This is a genomic window from Treponema denticola (assembly GCF_024181405.1).
Taxonomy (GTDB): domain Bacteria; phylum Spirochaetota; class Spirochaetia; order Treponematales; family Treponemataceae; genus Treponema_B; species Treponema_B denticola_D.
In genome coordinates, this window is record NZ_CP051302.1 from 90390 (window position 1) to 109363 (window position 18974).

At 38.3% G+C, this 18974-nt stretch carries 16 protein-coding genes and 2 pseudogenes; 7 read left to right on the forward strand and 11 right to left on the reverse strand.

Annotated features, from left to right (window positions below):
* Positions 1-213 precede the first annotated feature (213 nt).
* Positions 214-744, reverse strand: a pseudogene (locus HGJ18_RS00370) (PD-(D/E)XK nuclease family transposase); the annotation flags it as partial.
* A 152-nt stretch (positions 745-896) separates the two neighbouring features.
* Between HGJ18_RS00370 and HGJ18_RS00375 the strand changes: the two are divergent.
* Complete coding sequence (locus tag HGJ18_RS00375; protein ID WP_253697056.1) at positions 897-1571, forward strand: hypothetical protein; 675 nt, start codon at positions 897-899, stop codon at positions 1569-1571.
* Here the strand turns inward: HGJ18_RS00375 and HGJ18_RS00380 are convergent.
* The 7 genes from HGJ18_RS00380 to HGJ18_RS00410 are packed head-to-tail and all read right to left on the reverse strand — an operon-like array spanning position 1558 to position 9518.
* Positions 1558-2298, reverse strand: a complete 741-nt coding sequence (locus HGJ18_RS00380; protein ID WP_253697057.1) for a hypothetical protein — start codon at positions 2296-2298, stop codon at positions 1558-1560. The genes HGJ18_RS00375 and HGJ18_RS00380 overlap by 14 nt on opposite strands.
* Positions 2298-3467 carry a LamG domain-containing protein gene (locus HGJ18_RS00385; protein WP_253697058.1) on the reverse strand — a complete coding sequence of 390 codons (1170 nt, stop codon included), beginning with the start codon at positions 3465-3467 and terminating at the stop codon, positions 2298-2300. Before HGJ18_RS00385 ends, HGJ18_RS00380 begins: the two co-directional genes overlap by 1 nt.
* A 3-nt stretch (positions 3468-3470) precedes the next feature.
* The gene (locus HGJ18_RS00390) at positions 3471-4574 is read right to left on the reverse strand and encodes a hypothetical protein (protein WP_253697059.1); all 1104 of its coding nucleotides are present in this window, start codon (positions 4572-4574) and stop codon (positions 3471-3473) included.
* Between the two features lie 13 nt (positions 4575-4587).
* On the reverse strand, positions 4588-8298 hold the full coding sequence (locus HGJ18_RS00395; RefSeq protein WP_253697060.1) for a glycine zipper family protein: 3711 nt from the start codon (positions 8296-8298) through the stop codon (positions 4588-4590).
* The gene (locus tag HGJ18_RS00400; protein WP_253697061.1) at positions 8261-8689 is read right to left on the reverse strand and encodes a C40 family peptidase; all 429 of its coding nucleotides are present in this window, start codon (positions 8687-8689) and stop codon (positions 8261-8263) included. Before HGJ18_RS00400 ends, HGJ18_RS00395 begins: the two co-directional genes overlap by 38 nt.
* Entirely contained in the window at positions 8689-9162 is a 474-nt protein-coding gene (locus HGJ18_RS00405) for a DUF1833 family protein (protein ID WP_253697062.1), read from the reverse strand. Before HGJ18_RS00405 ends, HGJ18_RS00400 begins: the two co-directional genes overlap by 1 nt.
* A 2-nt stretch (positions 9163-9164) precedes the next feature.
* Positions 9165-9518: a hypothetical protein gene (locus HGJ18_RS00410; RefSeq protein ID WP_253697063.1), complete on the reverse strand. Its 354-nt coding sequence runs from the start codon at positions 9516-9518 to the stop codon at positions 9165-9167.
* A 77-nt stretch (positions 9519-9595) separates the two neighbouring features.
* Between HGJ18_RS00410 and HGJ18_RS00415 the strand changes: the two genes are divergently transcribed.
* From HGJ18_RS00415 to HGJ18_RS00435, 5 genes are read left to right on the forward strand one after another with little or no spacing between them, the layout of a single operon-like run.
* Positions 9596-11428, forward strand: a complete 1833-nt coding sequence (locus tag HGJ18_RS00415; protein ID WP_253697064.1) for a Mu transposase C-terminal domain-containing protein — start codon at positions 9596-9598, stop codon at positions 11426-11428.
* On the forward strand, positions 11419-12312 hold the full coding sequence (locus HGJ18_RS00420) for an AAA family ATPase (protein ID WP_253690128.1): 894 nt from the start codon (positions 11419-11421) through the stop codon (positions 12310-12312). The genes HGJ18_RS00415 and HGJ18_RS00420 overlap by 10 nt, the downstream gene beginning before the upstream one ends.
* A 19-nt stretch (positions 12313-12331) precedes the next feature.
* The gene (locus HGJ18_RS00425; protein WP_253697065.1) at positions 12332-12751 is read left to right on the forward strand and encodes a hypothetical protein; all 420 of its coding nucleotides are present in this window, start codon (positions 12332-12334) and stop codon (positions 12749-12751) included.
* A gap of 14 nt (positions 12752-12765) precedes the next feature.
* Positions 12766-13122: a hypothetical protein gene (locus tag HGJ18_RS00430; protein ID WP_010696348.1), complete on the forward strand. Its 357-nt coding sequence runs from the start codon at positions 12766-12768 to the stop codon at positions 13120-13122.
* Positions 13061-13318, forward strand: coding sequence for a helix-turn-helix domain-containing protein (locus HGJ18_RS00435; RefSeq protein WP_253697066.1), 258 nt, complete (start codon positions 13061-13063; stop codon positions 13316-13318). Before HGJ18_RS00430 ends, HGJ18_RS00435 begins: the two co-directional genes overlap by 62 nt.
* Before the next feature lie 108 nt (positions 13319-13426).
* Here HGJ18_RS00435 and HGJ18_RS00440 read toward each other — a convergent pair.
* A pseudogene (locus HGJ18_RS00440) lies at positions 13427-13822 on the reverse strand (Rpn family recombination-promoting nuclease/putative transposase); the annotation flags it as partial.
* A gap of 183 nt (positions 13823-14005) precedes the next feature.
* Here HGJ18_RS00440 and HGJ18_RS00445 point away from each other — a divergent pair.
* Positions 14006-15904 (forward strand): MFS transporter, encoded by a 1899-nt coding sequence (locus HGJ18_RS00445; RefSeq protein WP_253697067.1) that lies wholly within the window; start codon positions 14006-14008, stop codon positions 15902-15904.
* Between the two features lie 71 nt (positions 15905-15975).
* Here the strand turns inward: HGJ18_RS00445 and HGJ18_RS00450 are convergent, their stop codons facing one another.
* Both HGJ18_RS00450 and HGJ18_RS00455 read right to left on the reverse strand, forming a co-directional pair.
* The gene (locus HGJ18_RS00450; protein WP_253697068.1) at positions 15976-17280 is read right to left on the reverse strand and encodes a 2-hydroxycarboxylate transporter family protein; all 1305 of its coding nucleotides are present in this window, start codon (positions 17278-17280) and stop codon (positions 15976-15978) included.
* 12 nt (positions 17281-17292) lie between these two features.
* Positions 17293-18960 carry a P83/100 family protein gene (locus HGJ18_RS00455; protein WP_253697069.1) on the reverse strand — a complete coding sequence of 556 codons (1668 nt, stop codon included), beginning with the start codon at positions 18958-18960 and terminating at the stop codon, positions 17293-17295.
* Positions 18961-18974 lie beyond the last annotated feature (14 nt).

Below are 18974 nucleotides of genomic sequence, written 5' to 3' on the forward strand. Positions count from 1 at the left end.
CTAAATTAATTGCCCCTAAGGTCTGAATGGCCTTAGGGGATTTTTTATGTGATGTGGGCAACCGCGGAAAATGTCGAGGTTTTTAATCTTTTTACATAGCTTCTAATTAACCTTTGTGCTCTTGGCCTACCTTGCGGTTAATTTTGGGGATATTTAACCGCGGAGAACGCTAAGGCCGCTAAGGAATTTTTGGGGAGTCTTTGTATGACGTTTTTACAAGTTCTCGATTTCTTCTTTGGAAAGTCCCGATACTGTGCAAATATCGCTAATCGGATAGTTCATGCCTTTCATCAGTTTAGCCGTTTCAATGGCTTTTTGGTAAGAGCCTTCGGCAAAGCCTTGGCTGATACCTTCTTGCCTTCCTTTTATTTCGCCCTGCACTATTCCCTGTCGATAACCTTCGCTTATACATGAAGCTCTATCATGTTCATATTTCATACGGGAATCATAAAGCCATTTATCTCTAGGACTCATTTCCATTATTGTAATAGTATCATTTGCCTTTTTCATCATCGTCGATTCTTGTGCTAACATTTTCCTCACCTCCGGATTATCAGTTTCGATAAATTTCAGCCAGTTTAATAAGCTTTTTGTTTTCTTATCTCTAAATTGGGAACCCTCTAACAGTCTTGCTTTTGCAAGGTTTAGTATATGAATCTCAAGTTTTGAAGCTAAAGGCTCTTTTGTATCTTGTTCAAGAACAAGATACTTATTGTGCAAACGCTTATTTTTATTAAAGCCTTTTATTATTTATAACTTATTATGCCCCACAAATTATACAAAAAAATGACTATTTTATACTTGCCTTTTAGCCTATTACAAACACCCAAAACTGGCTTTTTCTGAGCCACATTAAAGCAAAACAATCATTTACCGATATAGAGCTAGGGTTAAATATGAAAAAACATTTTATAATTTTATTCTTTACTTTAATAATAATTTCGGCATATACTGCCGAAACTTGGTTGTCAGCTGAATATCAATATGGGGTTTCTTTTTTTAAAGGAGAAGATATAGATTCTTATAGTGGTCCTGAAAGCAGACACTTTAATATTGGGCACTCTGGTATAAATATAAAAACATATACTTTCTGGAATAGTCAGAATATCGGTTTATTTACAAAAGTAGGTTTGATGTTGCCCTATTTTAATATAACTGATAATGAAAATGATTATATGAAATACAGTGGTATTCCATTATCATTAGGTGCAGGTCTTGGATTTCGTCATATTTTATCGGAAAAATCTAATATTAATTATGCTGTAGGATTAAGTTTTAATTTTGGTATGTTTTTTTCTAAATATAAAAACTCTTATGTTTTGACAGATCTAAAAGAGTATATGCAGAAACTAGAACTTAGTGTACTTTTTGATATGGGATATAAATATAATATCAATAACAATGTGTACCTTAATGCCGGAGCTAACTTAAATTTTGGCTTTGCAAAACACATTAAAAAATCTAGTAAATCAGATTTACATAATAACAGCACATCAAAATGGGCTAAAGGCTTTTTTTCTTTTGAGTTTTTGCCATACTTTGGAATAGGTTTTATTTTTAACTCAAAGTAGTAATAGCCTGTATTCCGCCTTTTGTGTTTATTTTAAAAACAGAAGCATAATCACAACCCAACGGAACTAACATTATATTTCTTACCCTCTTATGAAAAATTCTAAGAGGGGATGGAAAAACTGTTTCAGCCGGAGTATAAACTTTTCCGTTAACTCCTGCAATTCTCATTCCGCTATCTATGTAAGGATATTCATAGATATGCAAAGTTTGTACATTAACAAATGTAGTCGTTGTTACGCCCCAAGTCCAAAAACCTATTATACCCCAAACCTTACCTCCTGGAACAGGAATCCATCCCTCTATATTACCGCCGTTTTCTTGTCTAAACTCGGTTCCTTCACCGTGTACTATTACTTCTACCTTCTTTATTCTATATCCAGTTTTTATTATTCCATTCTTAGTATATCCACCGCTAAACCCATCGTATCCTTTTACGTTAATGTATATAGGGCTCGTATATTCTGTCTTGCCATTATATAACGTTAATTTTATATCTACCTTTAAAGTTTTATCTGGATATTTAATTGTACCAAATGTCCCTGTTGGAGCATTGCTAGATGGTTCCCACGTTTCTTTGCAAAAAGCTTCTGCCGCAAACTTAATTCCATAAATATAAAACGCCTTATTAAAGGTTATAGTTCGATTATTTGATGATACTTCCCCGAATGCACTAACATCACGTGGAAAAGGTTTCGTCCATGTAGTAAAATATTCTGCTTTATTCATTATATATCCTTTCTAAACCAAATCTCTCCAAAGACGGTATCTATTGGGTCTTGTTCAAGTGTAGGTGCTATTAACTTATTCAATGTTGCCGAGGCTCCTTTTATATAAATGTTCCCATTTGTATCAACCCTAAAAATCTCCTCACCCTTATTCCTAATCTTCAACCCATTCAGCTCATCAAACCATGCTTCAAAGTCTTGATGTGTTGTATTGTCCGTATCGATATGTAATTTCTTTACAATTAGGCTATTCAAAAAAGCAATATCACCTGATAACTTCTTTATAAACGCTTCTTGAGTGACAAGCATTTGTGCAAACAAAGCCCCAAAATGCCCCGTTTGTTGTTTAAGCTCCTCAATCTGGAACATATGCACTAAGCACGACTGATACTCTTTTGCATAGTTTACTTCCGGCTCTAGATTTAACCATTGTGCACCGCTCCACTTATAGCACACGCCGACCTTCCAGCCGCCTATAGTTTTGCCCGAAAGAACCCAATCGCCGGGGTTTGCGTCTACAAATCCGAATTTCTCGCCTTTAGTGATGATGACTGTTTTTGTATCGGGGACGGTTTCGACGACACCCAGATATTTAGGCGTTGCTTCTGTAACGATATTTTCAAGCTGCTGCACCTGCATGCCTTTCGTTACAAGACGGTATAAACCCCTGATTTCGGGCTCGGTTACAACCGTCTTATACATTCTAACTTCGTCAAAAGTAGCGTGCGTTCTTCCTCCTCCCAGCGTGAAGCCTTCGGAAAAGTCTACGGGGTAATTGCCTGCGGTAAGTTCCGCTTTTAATTCTGCGTTTTTGTAGATTTTAAAAAAGCTGTTTTTTGAAAAAAGAAAACACCAGTGCGTCTGATCTTGGTCGTCTTTAATGTCGGTTACGGTTTTAACCCCTGCAAGTTCGATTGTTAAAAAGTCTGTTGCTTGGTCAAAGTAGGCTTCAATGTTCGCTGTTGAAAAAACACCCCTATAGGCTGCCGAGTCTACGACTCCGTCCCATTGTCTCCAAAGAGAAATAGTAAGCTCGTTTCTGTTTCCGGCAATCGGCATAGTTCCTGCCCCAGCCGGTAAATAAACGGCATTGCCGGAGATGCCTTGAACGATTTGAGCGTCGGCGGGAAGTGTCATGTTTGAGCCGTTTGCGTAGTTGATTGCTTCCATGATTTACACCTCCGTCTCTGTGAACATTCCGGCAAAATAAAATACTCTTTCGTTTTCCGGCACTTCAATATTAAATTGCAAAAGTTTAAGGCCGTTAATCTCTACCGTGTTTTGAAGGACTTCATTTTCCGGAACATGGACGAAGCCCCACTGATAATTGGGTAAGTTTTGTTTTATTTTTGCAAAATTGCCGCAAACAATTTTATCAAAATTAAACTCGGCGTTTGTTTTGAATCCCGTAAAGCTGGGATTCGGGGTATAATGGTCAGCCCAACACAAAATACCTATTATTAAATTTCCTGTCTTTGAATAGGGAATTCTTACATTTGTATGTTTTTTATTCGCAGCAAAATAAGACAGGGTAAGACCTGCCGATAGTGAATTGTGAGTACTTTTGCTTGTAGGATTATAAAATTCTAAATCAAAGATTCTTGTAGGCTCCCACATAAAGCCCGTGTTTCTTTCTGCAACCGCCCAGCCTCCGATATACCAAGTGCTAGCAGAGCTTGACAATGCTATATAAGAATAGCCTTCATCATCTTTGATGATGTCTTCTTTGTTGTAATTGAAAGCTACCCATTGGTAATATCTTGAGTCCCATGCGTCTTGATTTCTGGGATTAAATACAACACTCTTTCCATAGTCAGTATGTTTATCCGCAATTTGAGAACCTAGTAGTTTTTTTATGCCTTTATCGGAATTACACAGCCATGCGGTTATAATTCCGTAAGACCAATTATCTCCGATTGGATATTTTATAAAAAAGGCCCCGTCTTTATTTTCAGGCAGTTTTACTTTTATAACAATGTAATTTGTAGGCGTTTGAGTTTCACAATTTGATATGACAGTATGTTCTGTAAATTTAACCATATATTGAGCTTGCCATTTTCCGTATTTAGAAACAGCCCCTGTTCCAACACCAATTAAATTAGTAAGAGGTTCATCTGTCATCTGGAAGTCTTCTCGGCCGTCCCAAATTATTTGGCCGTTTTTGTAAAGCGGTTGTAAAATGGCAGTTTGCCTTTTTACTTCGGCAAGATTTGCTTTAATTTCATTGTAGGTTTCCGTAAGCCGATTAACGGCTTCAATTACTTGTTCATTTGTCATTTTTTTCATATCCTTATATAACTTTAATAAACGGGTAAACCCCGTAAGATTTAACTCTATTGTCTTCGGCTGTTTGGACTACACGGGAGGCGTCAAATTGTAATACCTGCTTATCCCAAGACGAATTCGATGACCAAGACCTTGAGCTTCCGGTATAATGACTAGAGAAAGGGCCGCTTGATCCTAGCATTATGTTACCGGAATCAAAAGATACTTCTCCCTTTATATTTCTTATAGCATCTCCCTGATACTCCAGTGCCAATTCTGCACCGCCTCGGCCGCTTCCGTCGTCGACTGCTCTTAAGGCAACACCTCGCAGATCAGGCAATTTTGGATAACCGAAAGCATCGTAGCCTAGATAGTTTTTCTTATTTTTATCCCCAAAATTCTCAAGCCAAAATTGATAAAACTCGGGGTAAAGTTCCGGGATAAAAGAATAACCGTTTGCATACAAATATCCATAAGTATATTTTTTGCTTGTGAAGTATCGAATTTCTCCGATTGCTCCGGACTCTTTAATAAAGCGATCTTTGTGATAATTTTTTATTTCATCCATTTTTTGTTGGATAAACATATTCATTTTATTTTTTTCTTGAAGATAAAAATTATTTATTTCATTCTTTAAATTAGTAATTGTTTGTTGGGCATTATTGTTAAGTTTATTTTCTGTATGCTGCAAAATTTCATCAATTAGGGATTGTTTAATATTCCCTTCAAAAGCCCACACATTGCCTCTAAAATCTACGACAGCATAGCAGCCGAGGCCGAATGTTTCGGCGTTTATATTTTGCGAGATTTTATTAGTTGAGAGTTCGACGGTTTGAATTGTAACAGTAAAATTACCCGTCAATTTATAAACTATCAAATACTGTTTAGCACCATTGCCGTTTTGCTTGTCAAAGAAAAGTTTTAATGTAAAATCGTTTTTTAATTCTCCCGATAAAATAATTACATTATTTAACGCTTCCTCAAAAGTCATCTTGATTTCTTGTTTATCTGTGCAATCGTATTCAATGATTTTAGATTTCCAAGCTGTAAACGACGGATTGGGAGCGGGTAGGGCTTGAGGTGTCTCGTCAAAGTTAAAAAGGCTTAAAATGTCAATGTCGGTGGGGAAGGATAGGGCTTCTCCGGGAATACCTTGCTCGCCTTTCTCACCTTTAAGTCTTACAGGTGCAGTCCATTGACCTTCATTTATATTGATCGCATTTTTTGTGGACACCCAAATACTTTTTTTAGTTTGAAGACGATGCCAACCGTCTTTTGTTCCATCCCCTTTAGGTCTTAAGGGTTCTTCTTCTCTGTCATTATAAGTGTAATAATACTTCCATTGCTCTACACTTCCTGAATCGGAAATACTTCCATCTATGTTTGTAACTTTATTATCAAAAGGAGGTACAACATAAGAAGGATCATCTATCCCAAAAATCTCGGGAGAATAGTCTACGGCAATGATCGAAGCATTCCATTCATCTGTAGGCTCTATAGAAGTAATTATTAAATCAAGGCATTCTTTTTGTTTTGTTCCGAAAGTAAATAAATCCCCTTCTTGAGGTGTATCATTTTCGTTTAACGCGAGTTCAAATTCTATTTTGTTTGTATAACTTGCAGATAAAGGTCTTGTATCTGCAATCAATATGCGGCCGTCTTTTTTTCTAAAACGTAAGGCATAAGTCTTTCCTTTTTCTGCTTCAATATATTCATCCAATATAACGGCCGTAGTTAAACCGTTTAAAGTTTCTACTCCCTTAACCCGTCCATAAGCTATCCCGATAAGCCCCGTATCTCCCGCATATTGGATTCTGTCTCCCTTAGTGCAAACTAAAAATTCAAGGTCTACATCAATTTTATGCACACGAGGTCTGTTGTGCATACAGGCATATTGATACCGCCCTATCTTAAAAGCTTGCATTGCATTTGTAACACCCCAAAGCGTTTCTTGCTGCTTTTTTAAAGCTTCGGTTTCTCCTGCCTCTCCTGTAGGCGTATCATAAACAATCCTTTCATTTTCTTTAAAGCCTGAGGCCTCATCAATAAAATTAAATTCTATAGCTTCAGGAATATCTGCAAATAAAAGGCTTTGACTATAAGACTTCGTATTTCGAGGAGTAAACAACTGAACGGGACTTAATCTTTCGACATCCTGTACAATCGAAAACTTACTGTCTATTTTAACGGCATCGGCTCTGGCAGTATGCGTTATCATCGTAATCAATTCCGAAAGAGTTGCCTTATCGGAAAGAACTGCGTTACAAGAATATTTTTTTTCATCGCACCATAAAGCCCATTTTTCAAAGCTTTCCCAATCTATGTCTTCATTTGAGACCGGATTAGAGTTTATCTTTCCTTGCAAAACATATTTTAAAATTGCTGCGGGATTTGAGGTCAATTTCTCTTCCCACGAAGCCGGGCCTTCTCCATTTCCTTTATGTGCAGGGATTTTAGTTTGAGCTATAAAGTTTAAAGAATCTATTATGCCGTTAAGGCGTTCTGTTGCCTTTATTTTAAGTGCAACTATTGTCAAATTCTTTTGTCTTTCAAAACGGATTGGCCTGTCATCTGTGAAGGATCGAACGCTTCCTACATAAACGGCATCAACTATTTTATTGTCTTCCGAGTCTTGAGTAATACGGGTAAACTTTAAAGTATATTTATCCGGAAACAATCCCTCTTTTGTTATTTGAAATCTTTTTGTTTTTAATTCTTTTCCTTCGATTAAGTTTTTATCGCCATTAAAAAAACCTAATAACGAATATTCCGAATCAGGAGCATTTTCTTTTTTATAATAACAGGCAACTTCTACAGAAGCACTCACTATATCTTCTTTGTCGTTATATTTCCCAAGACCTGAATAAAAGAAAATATCTACATTTATCTTTGTAGTTTTTGAAGGCGTTGTTCTTACTATACTTCCGTCTTTTCCATCTTCAAAAGAATGTTTCAATAATTGGTTTATATTTTCATCTTTTACTGACCTTTTATAAAATGAACACTCTTCTCCCGATTTTAAAATCTGTAATTTGACAGCAGAATCTTCTCCTGATAGAATTTTATCTATATTTTTTGTTTCTGAATATTCTTTTAATAAAGTGTCCCCTAATTTAATGGAATCTTTTTCTATCTCTATATCGTTATAACCTGCACAAAAAAGCTGTATTAAATATTGATCGTTTCCTTCAATTTCAAAATGAGGATTGGCAGCCATGTCAGGATATATAAGATGTCTTCCTAAAACAACAGGAATGAACCCTAATTGATTGGCTCTATTTTTAGCTCCCCTTATGGAAGGGTTTTGCTTAGGTTTTTCTCTGTCTTTTAAATTTGGAATATCCAAGTTTAATAAGACAGCTCCGCCTGCAAGCATTCCTATTCCCGTTCCTATAAGAGCGACACCCACTCCGGTCAAACTTCCCAAAGAAATAGCCGTTACTAAAATCCCTGCAAGGATTGCCAATGCTCCGCCTATAGCCATTCCTTTGCCAGTACTCGAAGGACTTGATCCTGCGCCTCCCGGATGTACTGCAATATAAACAGTTTGTCCGTCATTAGGGGTTTTATTTATATCTTTAATTATTTCATCTTCGATTAAAAAGTGTGCATGTTCTATCGGCAACCCTATATTAAGTTCTTCATAAAGTGAGTATAAAGGTTTCGGTTCACTTTCTTTTATAATTCTTTTTTTTGCATCAAAGGGATGAACCTTTGCGATAATTTTTATTGACACGGTAATACCCCTCCACTCTTCCCCTTATTTCGGGTGAGCTTAATTTTTGTAAAACGCTCCCCGATTTTTCGGTTGTATGAAGTATAAACCCGTCTCCTGCGTAAATGCCTATGTGTGAAGGAAGGCCTTGATAGTTAAGTAAAACCACATCTCCTATCTCCGGAGTATCAAGCTTTTCTCCTGCAATCAAAGGCTTATTTATTTTAAAAATTTCTTTTGTTTCTTTTACATCGCAAGCATTTTTATAATCGGATAAAAGAAGAGGTAACTCCGTATCAAATTCAAATTTATAAATCAAATATAAAAGCCCGTAACAATCGCAAGAAGTTTTGTCTCTGCCGTTTGAAAGAAAAGGAATGCCTATGTATTTTTTTACCCAAGGAGCAAGCATTAAAAAAGTCCCGGAAAATCTTTAGGAGTAAAACGGCCTTCAGGAATATTTCTGTCAAACAAATAAAAATCGTATAAGTCGCCTTGAACGGTTGCCTTATCTACAGATACATTCCGCAAGATAAACTTTAAAGGCCCTTTTTCTATAATGTCGGGAGTGTCCGCCAAAATAATTATAATCCTTGCCGTTATCTTTTTTCCGATTCCTTTTGTAATAAACTGCATTATACGGCTGTCTATATTGTCTATTGCAAGTCGGCAGGTTTCGCTTCCCGTTTCGTTTTTTTGGGAAGGAAGAGAAACGGTAAACCCGCAAGCCGTATATCGCTTCCCGCTGGAGATAATATCTTCATTATTGTTTACAAACCTCCAAGCCTCTTCTCCTTCAACCTCTATTTCCAAGCAATATAAAAAGATCTCATCCGTTTCGTTTCTGTTTAAGGCCTCTATGGCTCTTTTTGAAAGTTTTGTCATGTTTAAAACTCCTCCAGCGTAATTGTAATATCATAAAGCCCGGCTCCATTTGAAACTTCTTTAATAGGCTCTATCATTCTAAACTCTTTAACCTGTAAACTTTGAGGGTGCTTCATATTGAATCTTCTTGTTCCGTAAGCTATTACACGCCTGTAAAAGTCTTCGAGAATCTTTTGCTGTTCGATTGTAACGGTTATATTGCCTGTAATTATTTTGGTTGCTCCCGTGTAACGCCTTCTCATTTTTTTAGGCCCTGCATCCATTTCTGTTCTTATAACCGGATCGCTGTAAGATGCCGATAATCCTTCAAGCTGTAATGTTTCAGGTAACTCTTCAGGCCATGATATTTCTGCCATATTTAAACTCCTTGTACCGTTAAGCCGAATCTGTTTTTTAAGCATGGCAAACCCGCCGTCCGGGGCTTACTGTAAGAATGGCAGAGGAAGAGCTTTCAGACAGGTTCGGTCTTTCCGTATCCACTGTCCGCCGATACATAAAAGAGATAAGAGAGAACGGTTATCTCCCGGTCGAAAAACCCAAACAGGGAAGATCGGTCTTTGCTTGGGACAATGAAGCTCTTTCCTTTTTAAAAGCTTTTTACCTTGCCGTTCAAAGAGATGTCGGCTATTGCACGGTTCGCAATGCTTACAATCAAACCTGTAAGGTCGCTTTAGAAAAAGGCTGGGCTGTAGGCTCCGAGCCTTCGGCATACAAGCACTTAAAAACTTTAAGCACCCTTTTGATTGACTACACTCAAGGCGGCAGACGAGCCCTTGATAACCTCTTTTACATTGCCCGTGATTTATCGACATTGAAACCTTTTGAGGTTGTCGTCGGCGACCAGCACCGTTTCAATTTTTGGGTAGTAGATTCAAAAGGAAAAAAGTTCAGGCCTGAATGTTACGCATGGCTTGATATGCGTACCCGCCTTCCTTATGGTGTTTCTTTTGAAGCAGGCCCTTATAACTTCCGTACTGTTGCAAGAGCCTTACGGCAAGGGCTTATCCGCTTCGGTAAATTCGGCTCCACTTACAACGATAACGGAAAACCTGAAACAGCTAAAAAAATTGATTGGCTTGTTGAAGCCTTGCAAACTTTTGGAATGAAGTTCTCCGATGAGGCCGAGCTATTCAAAACCGAAGACGGACACTATGCTTTAGAAGATGAATCCGGGGCTGTCATCGCCATGGCTGACACTTGCGAGGTCTGGCATAAGAAAAACAGGCGTATCTTTGCCCGTGTAAAAAACGCAAAGACAAAACCGATTGAAAGGTTCTTTTCAACTTTTGAGCAATTGTTATTAGACCGCTTCCTTCCGGGATATGTCCGGAATATCAAAGCTTCGGCCGCAGAAGATGAAGAGGCAACCCGCCGTCTTAATTGGCAGGAAGCTAACGGCTATCTTTTGCACTATGAAGAATTTGTAGAACAAGCTAACCTTGCTCTCGAAACATACGAGCAGCGCATTCACTCTACGCTGAAACATTCCCCGCGTGATGAAATGATGAAAGCAATTGAAGATGAAGGCTGGGAGCCTAGCCGTATTAAGCTTGAAGATATCAAAGCCTTGTTTATGGAACCCGACCACCGCATAGTCCGAAATAACCGCATTACAATATCGGGTATTAACTATGTAGGGCCTAACCTTACTTCCGAAATGGTAAGTCAAAACCGCAATAATCTTGCAGGGCTTCAAGGTCAAAGAATCGAAGTCCGCTTCGATCCCGATGATCCTTCTTCCGGAGTTTACGCCATTCATCCTGTAACCGGAGAAGCTATCTTTTTAACGCCTGAAAAGCGTATCGATTTCTTTGATGAAAAAGCCGTTGCTGCTGCAATCGAAGAAAAGAACTCTAACATTCGGGCTGTTTCGGAAAGCTATTCAAAAGCAATTAAGGGCTTCGGAAAGGTTATTACCTCAAGCCGTTATAAAAATCTCGAACAAGGAAAGAAAATCTCAAACGAAAATGAAGCAAAGTTTTTACCGGATCCTGAGCTGACCGATTCCGATTTTGCCCAAGCTGTAGGGGAGCGTCTTACCATTGTTATTAACGCCTCTCAAAACCGCCGAAGTGTTTACTCATCAGAGCGCGACCGCTTTGATGCAATTCTTGATGCGGTTATGGACGGGGCTGTTTTAAGTGAAGCCGATCAAGCCTTTAAACTCAAATATGAAAAAAATATGAGTGAAGATGAAAGGCTCTTTTTTGAAACTAAAATCAATCTTGGGCTTGAAGCCCGAAAGGAGAAAACAAAATGGCACTAAAAGAAGTTTTAAACTTTAACAATCTATCCCACGGAGATGCTGCACGTATTACAGGGCTTAACCGCTCAACTGTTTCGCGTGTCGCCTCAAAAGATTATCCTAATTGGAAAGAAAAGGAAGGCGAAATCTTAAGCCTTCTTAAAGAAGCGGGTTACAATACCGAAAACATTGAAGAAGAAAAAACGGGTATCAGCCTCGACTTTGAAGCAGTTGTTATGACTCCCTCTGTTTCAGCTTACAAAAACCTTGCTTCAAGCTTAGCCGATCCTGAAGGTTCTCTTTCTTCAAGTCTAGGTATGGTCATCGGAACAGCTGAGAGAGGAAAAACCTTTACCTCAAAATGGTTTGTTTCCGAAAACTCAAACGCTGTCTACATCCTTTACATTGACGGCTCTTCCATCACCCAGCTTCTGCGCGACATCTGTTACGAAGTGGCCAACACCCGTCCTCATTCAATGAGTAAGTGTATCACTGTTTTAGAGCAATCCTGCCTTTATCAGAGGCATCTTATAATCATTGATGAAGCCGATAAATGCCCGGTCAAGCATCTTGAAACTTTACGAGGAATAAACGAACGCTGTAATCTTCCCTTTCTCTTTGTGGGAGAAGAAGCTTTAAAAAGTAAAATCGATCAGGTTCCTCGTCTTCGCTCGCGAGTGCGTCATCCTATTGTAGTCTTTGACCCAATAAAGGAAATCGACATTGCAGCTTATTACCGCTCGGCCGCAGGACTAACACTTGATCTTAAAACTGCAAACCTATTATCAAAAAGAGCCCGAGGTGGTTTCCGTACGGTTGCAAACGAAGCAAGAGCCTTGGTCAATATCGCCAATGCTTCGGGGCTTTCTACCATTACCGAAGAAATGATAAATCGATTAGGTTAAAAATTAAAGGAGGAAAAAAATGAATACATCAGTAAACAAAGCAAGCAGAAATAAAATGTTGGCTCTTATTCATCTACAAAAGAATAAGGCTAAAATCACGGATGAACAATACATCGGTATTCTTTTAGACCATGCCGGAGTAGATTCAGCTTCTAAGATTGAAAACATAAAACAGTTTAAATCCGTAATAGATGCCTTAAATAAAATTCTTATAGCGCAAGGAAAAGCCCCCTTAGGCAGTTCTCAAAATTTCACACCGCAATCTCAACGCTTCCTGAATGCTGTAAGAGCTAAGGCAAATGCAGTTCTCGGTAATCACAGTAAAAACCGCTTACAAGGTTATTTAAACAAAATGGGTAAATCATGCTTGGAAGATTGCAGCATGATAGAGCTTCGCCGTGTTATGGGATTCTTAAGCATTATAGAAAAGAAATATTAGACAGGAAAACGAATATGGCTAAAGGAGAATTGTTTGAAAATTTAAGAGAATATAGAACCGCTCTTTCCCAACAAGAAAGGGAGACCGCCGTTAAAGGCTTAATTCAAAATGCCCGTATCGCCGGAAAGTATTTTTATTCTCTAAAAGAAACATGTGCAATCCTGCATTGTTCCCGAGATGAGCTTCAGACGATTCTCCACCAATTCCGTCTTGATGCCGTCTTATTTTTAGGCGTATACCGCATCCCTTGGTATGACCTTGCAGGCTTTATTTTAGACGATCACGATGACACCTTACAGGAGGATTTAAATGAATATCTACAAGAAATCATTAGAAGAAATCGAAGCCTTCCCGGAATTAATGCAGATTAAAATCGACATTCTCCCAAACTGCCCGCCCATCCTAAGCTCAAAAGAAGCTGCCTTTGTTTGTAATGTTTCTGAACCTACAATCCAGCGCATGATTTCAGGCGGCCTTCTTCCGGTTAATTCCGACCATGAAGTCCTTAAAAAAGACCTTATAAACTACATCAAAACCCACTCTCTAGCCGATATTCCTTTGATGTAAAATCAAATAAAAAAGGGGCCAAAAGCCCCTTAAAAAATCGTTAAAACCCACCAAAACCCGCTAAAAACCACATCAAAAATAGTCAAAATTGATTATAATTCCCACTCATTTTTTTTTAGAATTGATACCTTTTCCTATCAAGTTTATTGTAATACACTTTGGCAGTTTTGTATAGTCTTGACCTTGTTTTATGTTTTCGTTGTACATTTTAGACCAATAATACAGGGTTCTTTCAGGAAAATCAAAATGCCAACTGTTTTGAATTTCAATGTCTACAAAGGTTCCATCTTTTAGTTTTAACTTGATGTCCAAGATACCTAATTTTTCACTTAAAAGTTCTTTCTGAAACTCCTTATCGAGAAGTTCCAAGTCTGCGATGGTTTCAGGCGGAATGTCTAAGATACACTCGAGCAAGTCCTGTAATACATCTTTGTTTTCTTCAACTCCGAATACTCGCTTAAAGGCATAGTCGTTGCGGAGGGTGATTTTAAATAGTTTGTTCATAATTAAGCCTCGTTAATAATTTTTTAAAGAAGAAAAATTTTTTCCCTTTCATAATTATTATAGAAATTGTTTGTAATAAATAGTAAAATTTTAATAAAATAGGGATTTTCTCACTTTTTTTTCATATGATTTTGTAAGAAATTACGCTTGCATTCCCTTAAAAGCTATTGTATAATAATCCTTATGTTAAACAAACAAAGAAAGATGACTTGGCGGACTTATCTCGCCTATGGGGCTGCCGATTTATACGGCGGAGGCTGTTTTTTTATCGTTACTACATTTGCAATGTACTATCTGGTAAATGTAATAGGGCTTCATCCTGTTTTGGCCGGGCTTATACCTGCAATCGGAAAGTTTTGGGATGCCGTATCGGATCCTATGATGGGTTACATTGCCGATAATACTCCGCAAAACCGTTTCGGGAAAAGAAGAGTCTGGTTTTTGGTATCAATTGTTCCAATCGCTCTTTCCTTTATCATAATTTGGGTTCCGACAGGAATCGAAAGTCAGGCCGGAAAATTCATCTTTTATACGATAGCCTACATTATATTTTTTACCGTTTCGACCGTTTCCTACATACCCTATGCGGCCCTATCAGCCGAGATAACTAAGGATTTTACCGAAAGGAATAAACTTAACGGCTCGCGCCTTATGTTTTCTTTTATAGCCACCCTTTTGGGAGGGCTTTTGGCGCAACCCATTATCGATGCCTTTCACGGCAGTATGATGGGCTACTTTGTGATGAGTATAGTTTTTGCCCTTATCTTCGCCCTTCCATGGATTCCTCTTTATTTTGAAACATGGGAATTGCCGGAAGAAAAGAGCCAAAAAAAATCGGACGCTAAATTTATAAAAAACTTCTTGTCCCTTTTTAAAAGCAGGTCTTGCAGAATTCATATTGCTATGTATGTCTGCTCCTACGGAGCCTTGGATATAGTTATGTCTTTGGTCTTGTTCTACATTGTGGATTATTTAAACCGAGGAAATGTTTTTATAATAGCCCAAGGGGCCCTCTTACTAACAATGATGGCGACCCTTCCCATTCATAACCGCATAATAAACAAAAAAGGGCATAAGCCCGTCTATGTTACTGCCCTAATCATCTTTGCCGTTTCCATAGTCCTTATGTCTTTCCATACGCCTCAAACAAATCCGGTATTTTTGATATTGAACATGGTGCTTATGGGTATCGGAATTTCGGCAAACAATTTGATTCCTCATCAGCTTCTTCCCTTTTTGGCCGATATAGACAAACTTATGAGCGGAGAAAACAGAGCCGGAACCTATTCGGCTGCGATGACTCTTACCCGAAAACTTTTTTTAGGCTTGGTGATAATGACTACAATAGGCTTTGTTTTAAGCGGTATAGGTTATAAAAACCCCGTACCTTCGGTGTTGACCCAAAAGCAATTTGAAGAAGCTCAAAACTTGGCTGTAAAAAATAATGAAAACTTTGAAAATATAAATAAGTATTATTCTCTGCGGGAAGACGGGAATTTCCATCTAAAATACATGAGCCGAGATACAGACGAAATTATTACTTCCATGTATAAAAAAGCAAAAAAGAATGAAAATGCTAATCCTCTTTTTTCATACTTTGAAGGAAAAAATAACTTTGACGAGATCCCTCAAGATGTTTTTGAAAATTTACTTTCTTCTTTTGATAAAAAAGACTTCAATGAAATTGATAAGAAATTTCTGGTAGAATCTTCTTATACAAAATCGGGAGAGGTTTATAAAAAAATCGAACCTCGGGATTTTTATACAAAAGATGACCTTTATGATTTGAAGAAGCTTTTGGATAAGATTGATTTTAAATATTCCGGTATAGGGCAGGTTCAAAAGCCGCAGCAAAAGGAGAGTACTTTAAAGGGTGTAAAGATTTCCTTTATAATAATGCCTCTTTTTATGATTCTTTTCGGTATCTTCTTCGGTCTTAAATTTAATGTAAGTCCTGAAAATCATACAATAATTCTTGATGAACTGAATAGATTAGAAGCAGGCGGTAAAAAAGAAGATGCGGACGAAAAAACCAAACAGATTTGTGAGCTTTTAATAGGAGAACCTTACGGCAGAACATAAGGCATAGAAAAAACCTCCTGAGCCCTTTAAGAATCAGGAGGTTTTCTTTTAGATTTATAAAAACTTAACTCTTAGCCGCCAAAGAACAGCGGGACTAAGAACGAGGCAAGCAGGATTATAAATGCACCTCCCAAGCGGGATGAGATTTGAGCAAAGGGCATGAGTTCCATGCGCTTTGCAGCCGTAAGAACGGCAACGTCTCCCGTTCCTCCCATGTTTGCCATACAAAGACCTGCAGTGATAGCAGCTTCAATCGGATAAAAGCCTACAAGTTTTCCTATGAGTCCTGCACCGATTATTGCACCGATTACAACCAAGAGTACAAGTACAACATAAGAAATGCTGAATGCTCCGATAATATCGCCGAGATTTGTATATGCAATGCCTATACCTACCAAGAGTGCTGCGGTAAAGTTTTTTGCAACAAATTTATACCAAAGAGCGCAAGCATTTTCAAAGTTTTTGGGCAAGATATTTACAGCCTTTACAACAGCAACGCTTATAATCATCCAAGCATAGGTGTGAATATTTACACCGATAAGTTTAAATAGGTTAGAGACTATATTTCCCCATGTAAAGAAGGCTGTTGCAATAACGATAGCAATTCCGAACTCCTGCAAAGAAAAATGTCTTTGAAGTTCCTCATCATTAGGAACTTCAAATGTTCCGCTTGCGAGAAGCTGTCCGTTTCCCGTCCAAGAAGGTTTCATTTTGCCGAGTTTATCGAGTACACCTCCGGCCACTATTGCAAGGGCATTACCTAGGGCTACTGCCGGTACAAGCTTAGACAAGATTTGCTCTGTGGGGATTTTCAATGCAGATGAAAATACTTGGGAGATCGGAACGGCTCCTGCTCCCATTCCTCCGCCCATGATTGGAATACCGATATAGGCTATAGCTTCCGTTGCTTTCATTCCAAAAATAGGAGCTCCTACTGCAACCAAAACCAATGCTGCCACAACGGAGCCTATAATGCACGGGAAGTAGCGTATAGCAGCCTTAATTAAAAGCTTTCTGTCCATTCCCAGGATAGAACCTGTGATAAGGGCTGCGATGTAAAAGTCTAAAAAGCCTCCGCTTTTCATAAAGGTTGAAGTATTTTTTAAAATTCCTTCGGGCAAAATATTATAATAAGCGAGGGCACTGGATGCAAAGATAATTACGATCGGCCCTCCTCCAAAGAATGTTTTTACTATAGGAGTGTTATCGCCGATAATGTTTAGTACTTCACCAAGTACCATCATCAAGAGAAGGGCTCCTATCATTCCGCCGGGCAGCTTGTTCCACCACGTTGCAGCAATTACAACTGCCGAAATAATGCCGAAAAGTGTGAGCGGCATGCCAAAAATTTGATACTTTTTCTTTTCGTTTACCATAAAATAAACTCCTTATTTTTTCTCCTCTTCAGAAATAACTATATTCGTTAAATCGGTTAACTTTAGTAATCTGATAGCGTTTTTGCTGTCTTGAACCAATAATCCCTTATCACCTACCGTTATAGGCGTATAGGGTAGTACTTCGACCGCCGACTTAGCTTGAAGTTCAAGTTTATCGTTATAGCGTCCAATTAGGTATTTTCCGTTACTATCGATTACTGCATAATAATCGTTTCCGTTTTTGACCAAAACACTTTCAGCTGCAATATTTTCTTGACTTTGTTTAACAATTTCAAGGGATTTTGCGTCGATAAGAACCAAAGCTATAACCGCATTACCGGACTTGGTGCCTGCGATGGCCATAAGGTTTTTTCCTACAATGTGCAGATTTCTTCCTCTGATTGTATTGATTCCTGAAGTTCTAAGCTCCTCTTCCGTTTTAAGGTCTAAAAGAACAAGTTCCGAAAGCATTTTTGAATCGTCTACAACCTTCAAACCATAGCCGGGAATTGATGAGGCTATTGCTGCATCTCCCTCAGCCTTTTTCTCTGCCTTCTTTTCTTCTATGATTTTCTGTGTATCGGAAGCAATGTCTTTTCTGTCCGTTTGAGCTTCTTCAGTCTTTTTTTCAGCCATCTTTTCTTCTTCTTTTACTTCTTTTTTGGCCTCATCCGCTTTTTTTTGCTTCTCATCGGCGGCGTCCTTAGCCTTTTTAGCTTCTTCGGTCTTCTTTTCGGTTTCTTTTTGGGACTTTTCAGCTTCTTTTTTCTTTTCTTCAGCTACTTTTTTATCTTCAGGTTTGCCTGTTGTTGCTGCCTTCTCTTCAGCTTTTTTAGCCTCTTTTTGCTTTTGCTCTGTTTCTTTCTTTTGCTTTTCAGCGGCTTTTTGCTTTGTATCGGCCTCCTTCTTTTGCTTATCCGCTTCTTTTTGTTTTACATCGGCTTCTTTTTTTGCAACCTCTGCACGTTTAGCGGCTTCCTCGCTTTCTCTTTCTTTTAGGTCAACCATTTCCTTGCGTTTTTCAAGGTCTTTACCCTTATCTTCACGCATTTTTTCGACAACCTTTTTATCCGAGATTGAAGTAGTGTCTACAGAGCTTATAGTGCCTGCATATTTTTGGTCTGTCAGCGGAATAACTATTTGGGTTTGTCCGGGCCATTCATCGTAACTCAAAGCTAAACCGGCTTTTTCTTTTGTCAAATTCTTTGTAACAACCTGCTTGTACTTTTGGTTAAAAAAGTCCATGTTTTTGCGATAAACGGCATTATAGATTGTAACAAAGTGTGCAAGAGTTGCCGCATCCTTATCGGAATATCCGTAAGCTGCCTTCAAATATCCTGCAATTATAAGCCTTACGTTATTAATATGATCAACACCGGCACTTTTTCCGATAATGAAAATATCTGCATCAAGGCCTTCTTTTACTGCTGGGTCGACACAGTGAATAACCGAATATCTATTGATATCGCCTGCACGGCCTGATTTTACGGCTCCTGCAAGATTCGAGCCTATTCCCCGAATTGTGTCGGCACTATCTACCACATCATGAGGTCCCGTGTAGTTAATAAATTCTATAGTCTTATTTTTTACAGAATCAATTTCAGGCTTATCAACTTCAATTGCAAATCCTGAAAAAACTACCATAATCAAAAAAAACGAAAAAACTAATAGCCTTCTCATAAGTAAATCCTCCG

Bases quoted from the DNA above. Each gene is read 5' to 3' on its own strand.
- HGJ18_RS00375 (WP_253697056.1), top strand. From the start codon at position 897: ATGAAAAAACATTTTATAATTTTATTCTTTACTTTAATAATAATTTCG.
- HGJ18_RS00380 (WP_253697057.1), bottom strand. From the start codon at position 2,298: ATGAATAAAGCAGAATATTTTACTACATGGACGAAACCTTTTCCACGT.
- HGJ18_RS00385 (WP_253697058.1), bottom strand. From the start codon at position 3,467: ATGGAAGCAATCAACTACGCAAACGGCTCAAACATGACACTTCCCGCC.
- HGJ18_RS00390 (WP_253697059.1), bottom strand. From the start codon at position 4,574: ATGACAAATGAACAAGTAATTGAAGCCGTTAATCGGCTTACGGAAACC.
- HGJ18_RS00400 (WP_253697061.1), bottom strand. From the start codon at position 8,689: ATGCTTGCTCCTTGGGTAAAAAAATACATAGGCATTCCTTTTCTTTCA.
- HGJ18_RS00405 (WP_253697062.1), bottom strand. From the start codon at position 9,162: ATGACAAAACTTTCAAAAAGAGCCATAGAGGCCTTAAACAGAAACGAA.
- HGJ18_RS00410 (WP_253697063.1), bottom strand. From the start codon at position 9,518: ATGGCAGAAATATCATGGCCTGAAGAGTTACCTGAAACATTACAGCTT.
- HGJ18_RS00415 (WP_253697064.1), top strand. From the start codon at position 9,596: ATGGCAGAGGAAGAGCTTTCAGACAGGTTCGGTCTTTCCGTATCCACT.
- HGJ18_RS00420 (WP_253690128.1), top strand. From the start codon at position 11,419: ATGGCACTAAAAGAAGTTTTAAACTTTAACAATCTATCCCACGGAGAT.
- HGJ18_RS00425 (WP_253697065.1), top strand. From the start codon at position 12,332: ATGAATACATCAGTAAACAAAGCAAGCAGAAATAAAATGTTGGCTCTT.
- HGJ18_RS00430 (WP_010696348.1), top strand. From the start codon at position 12,766: ATGGCTAAAGGAGAATTGTTTGAAAATTTAAGAGAATATAGAACCGCT.
- HGJ18_RS00435 (WP_253697066.1), top strand. From the start codon at position 13,061: ATGAATATCTACAAGAAATCATTAGAAGAAATCGAAGCCTTCCCGGAA.
- HGJ18_RS00445 (WP_253697067.1), top strand. From the start codon at position 14,006: ATGTTAAACAAACAAAGAAAGATGACTTGGCGGACTTATCTCGCCTAT.
- HGJ18_RS00450 (WP_253697068.1), bottom strand. From the start codon at position 17,280: ATGGTAAACGAAAAGAAAAAGTATCAAATTTTTGGCATGCCGCTCACA.
- HGJ18_RS00455 (WP_253697069.1), bottom strand. From the start codon at position 18,960: ATGAGAAGGCTATTAGTTTTTTCGTTTTTTTTGATTATGGTAGTTTTT.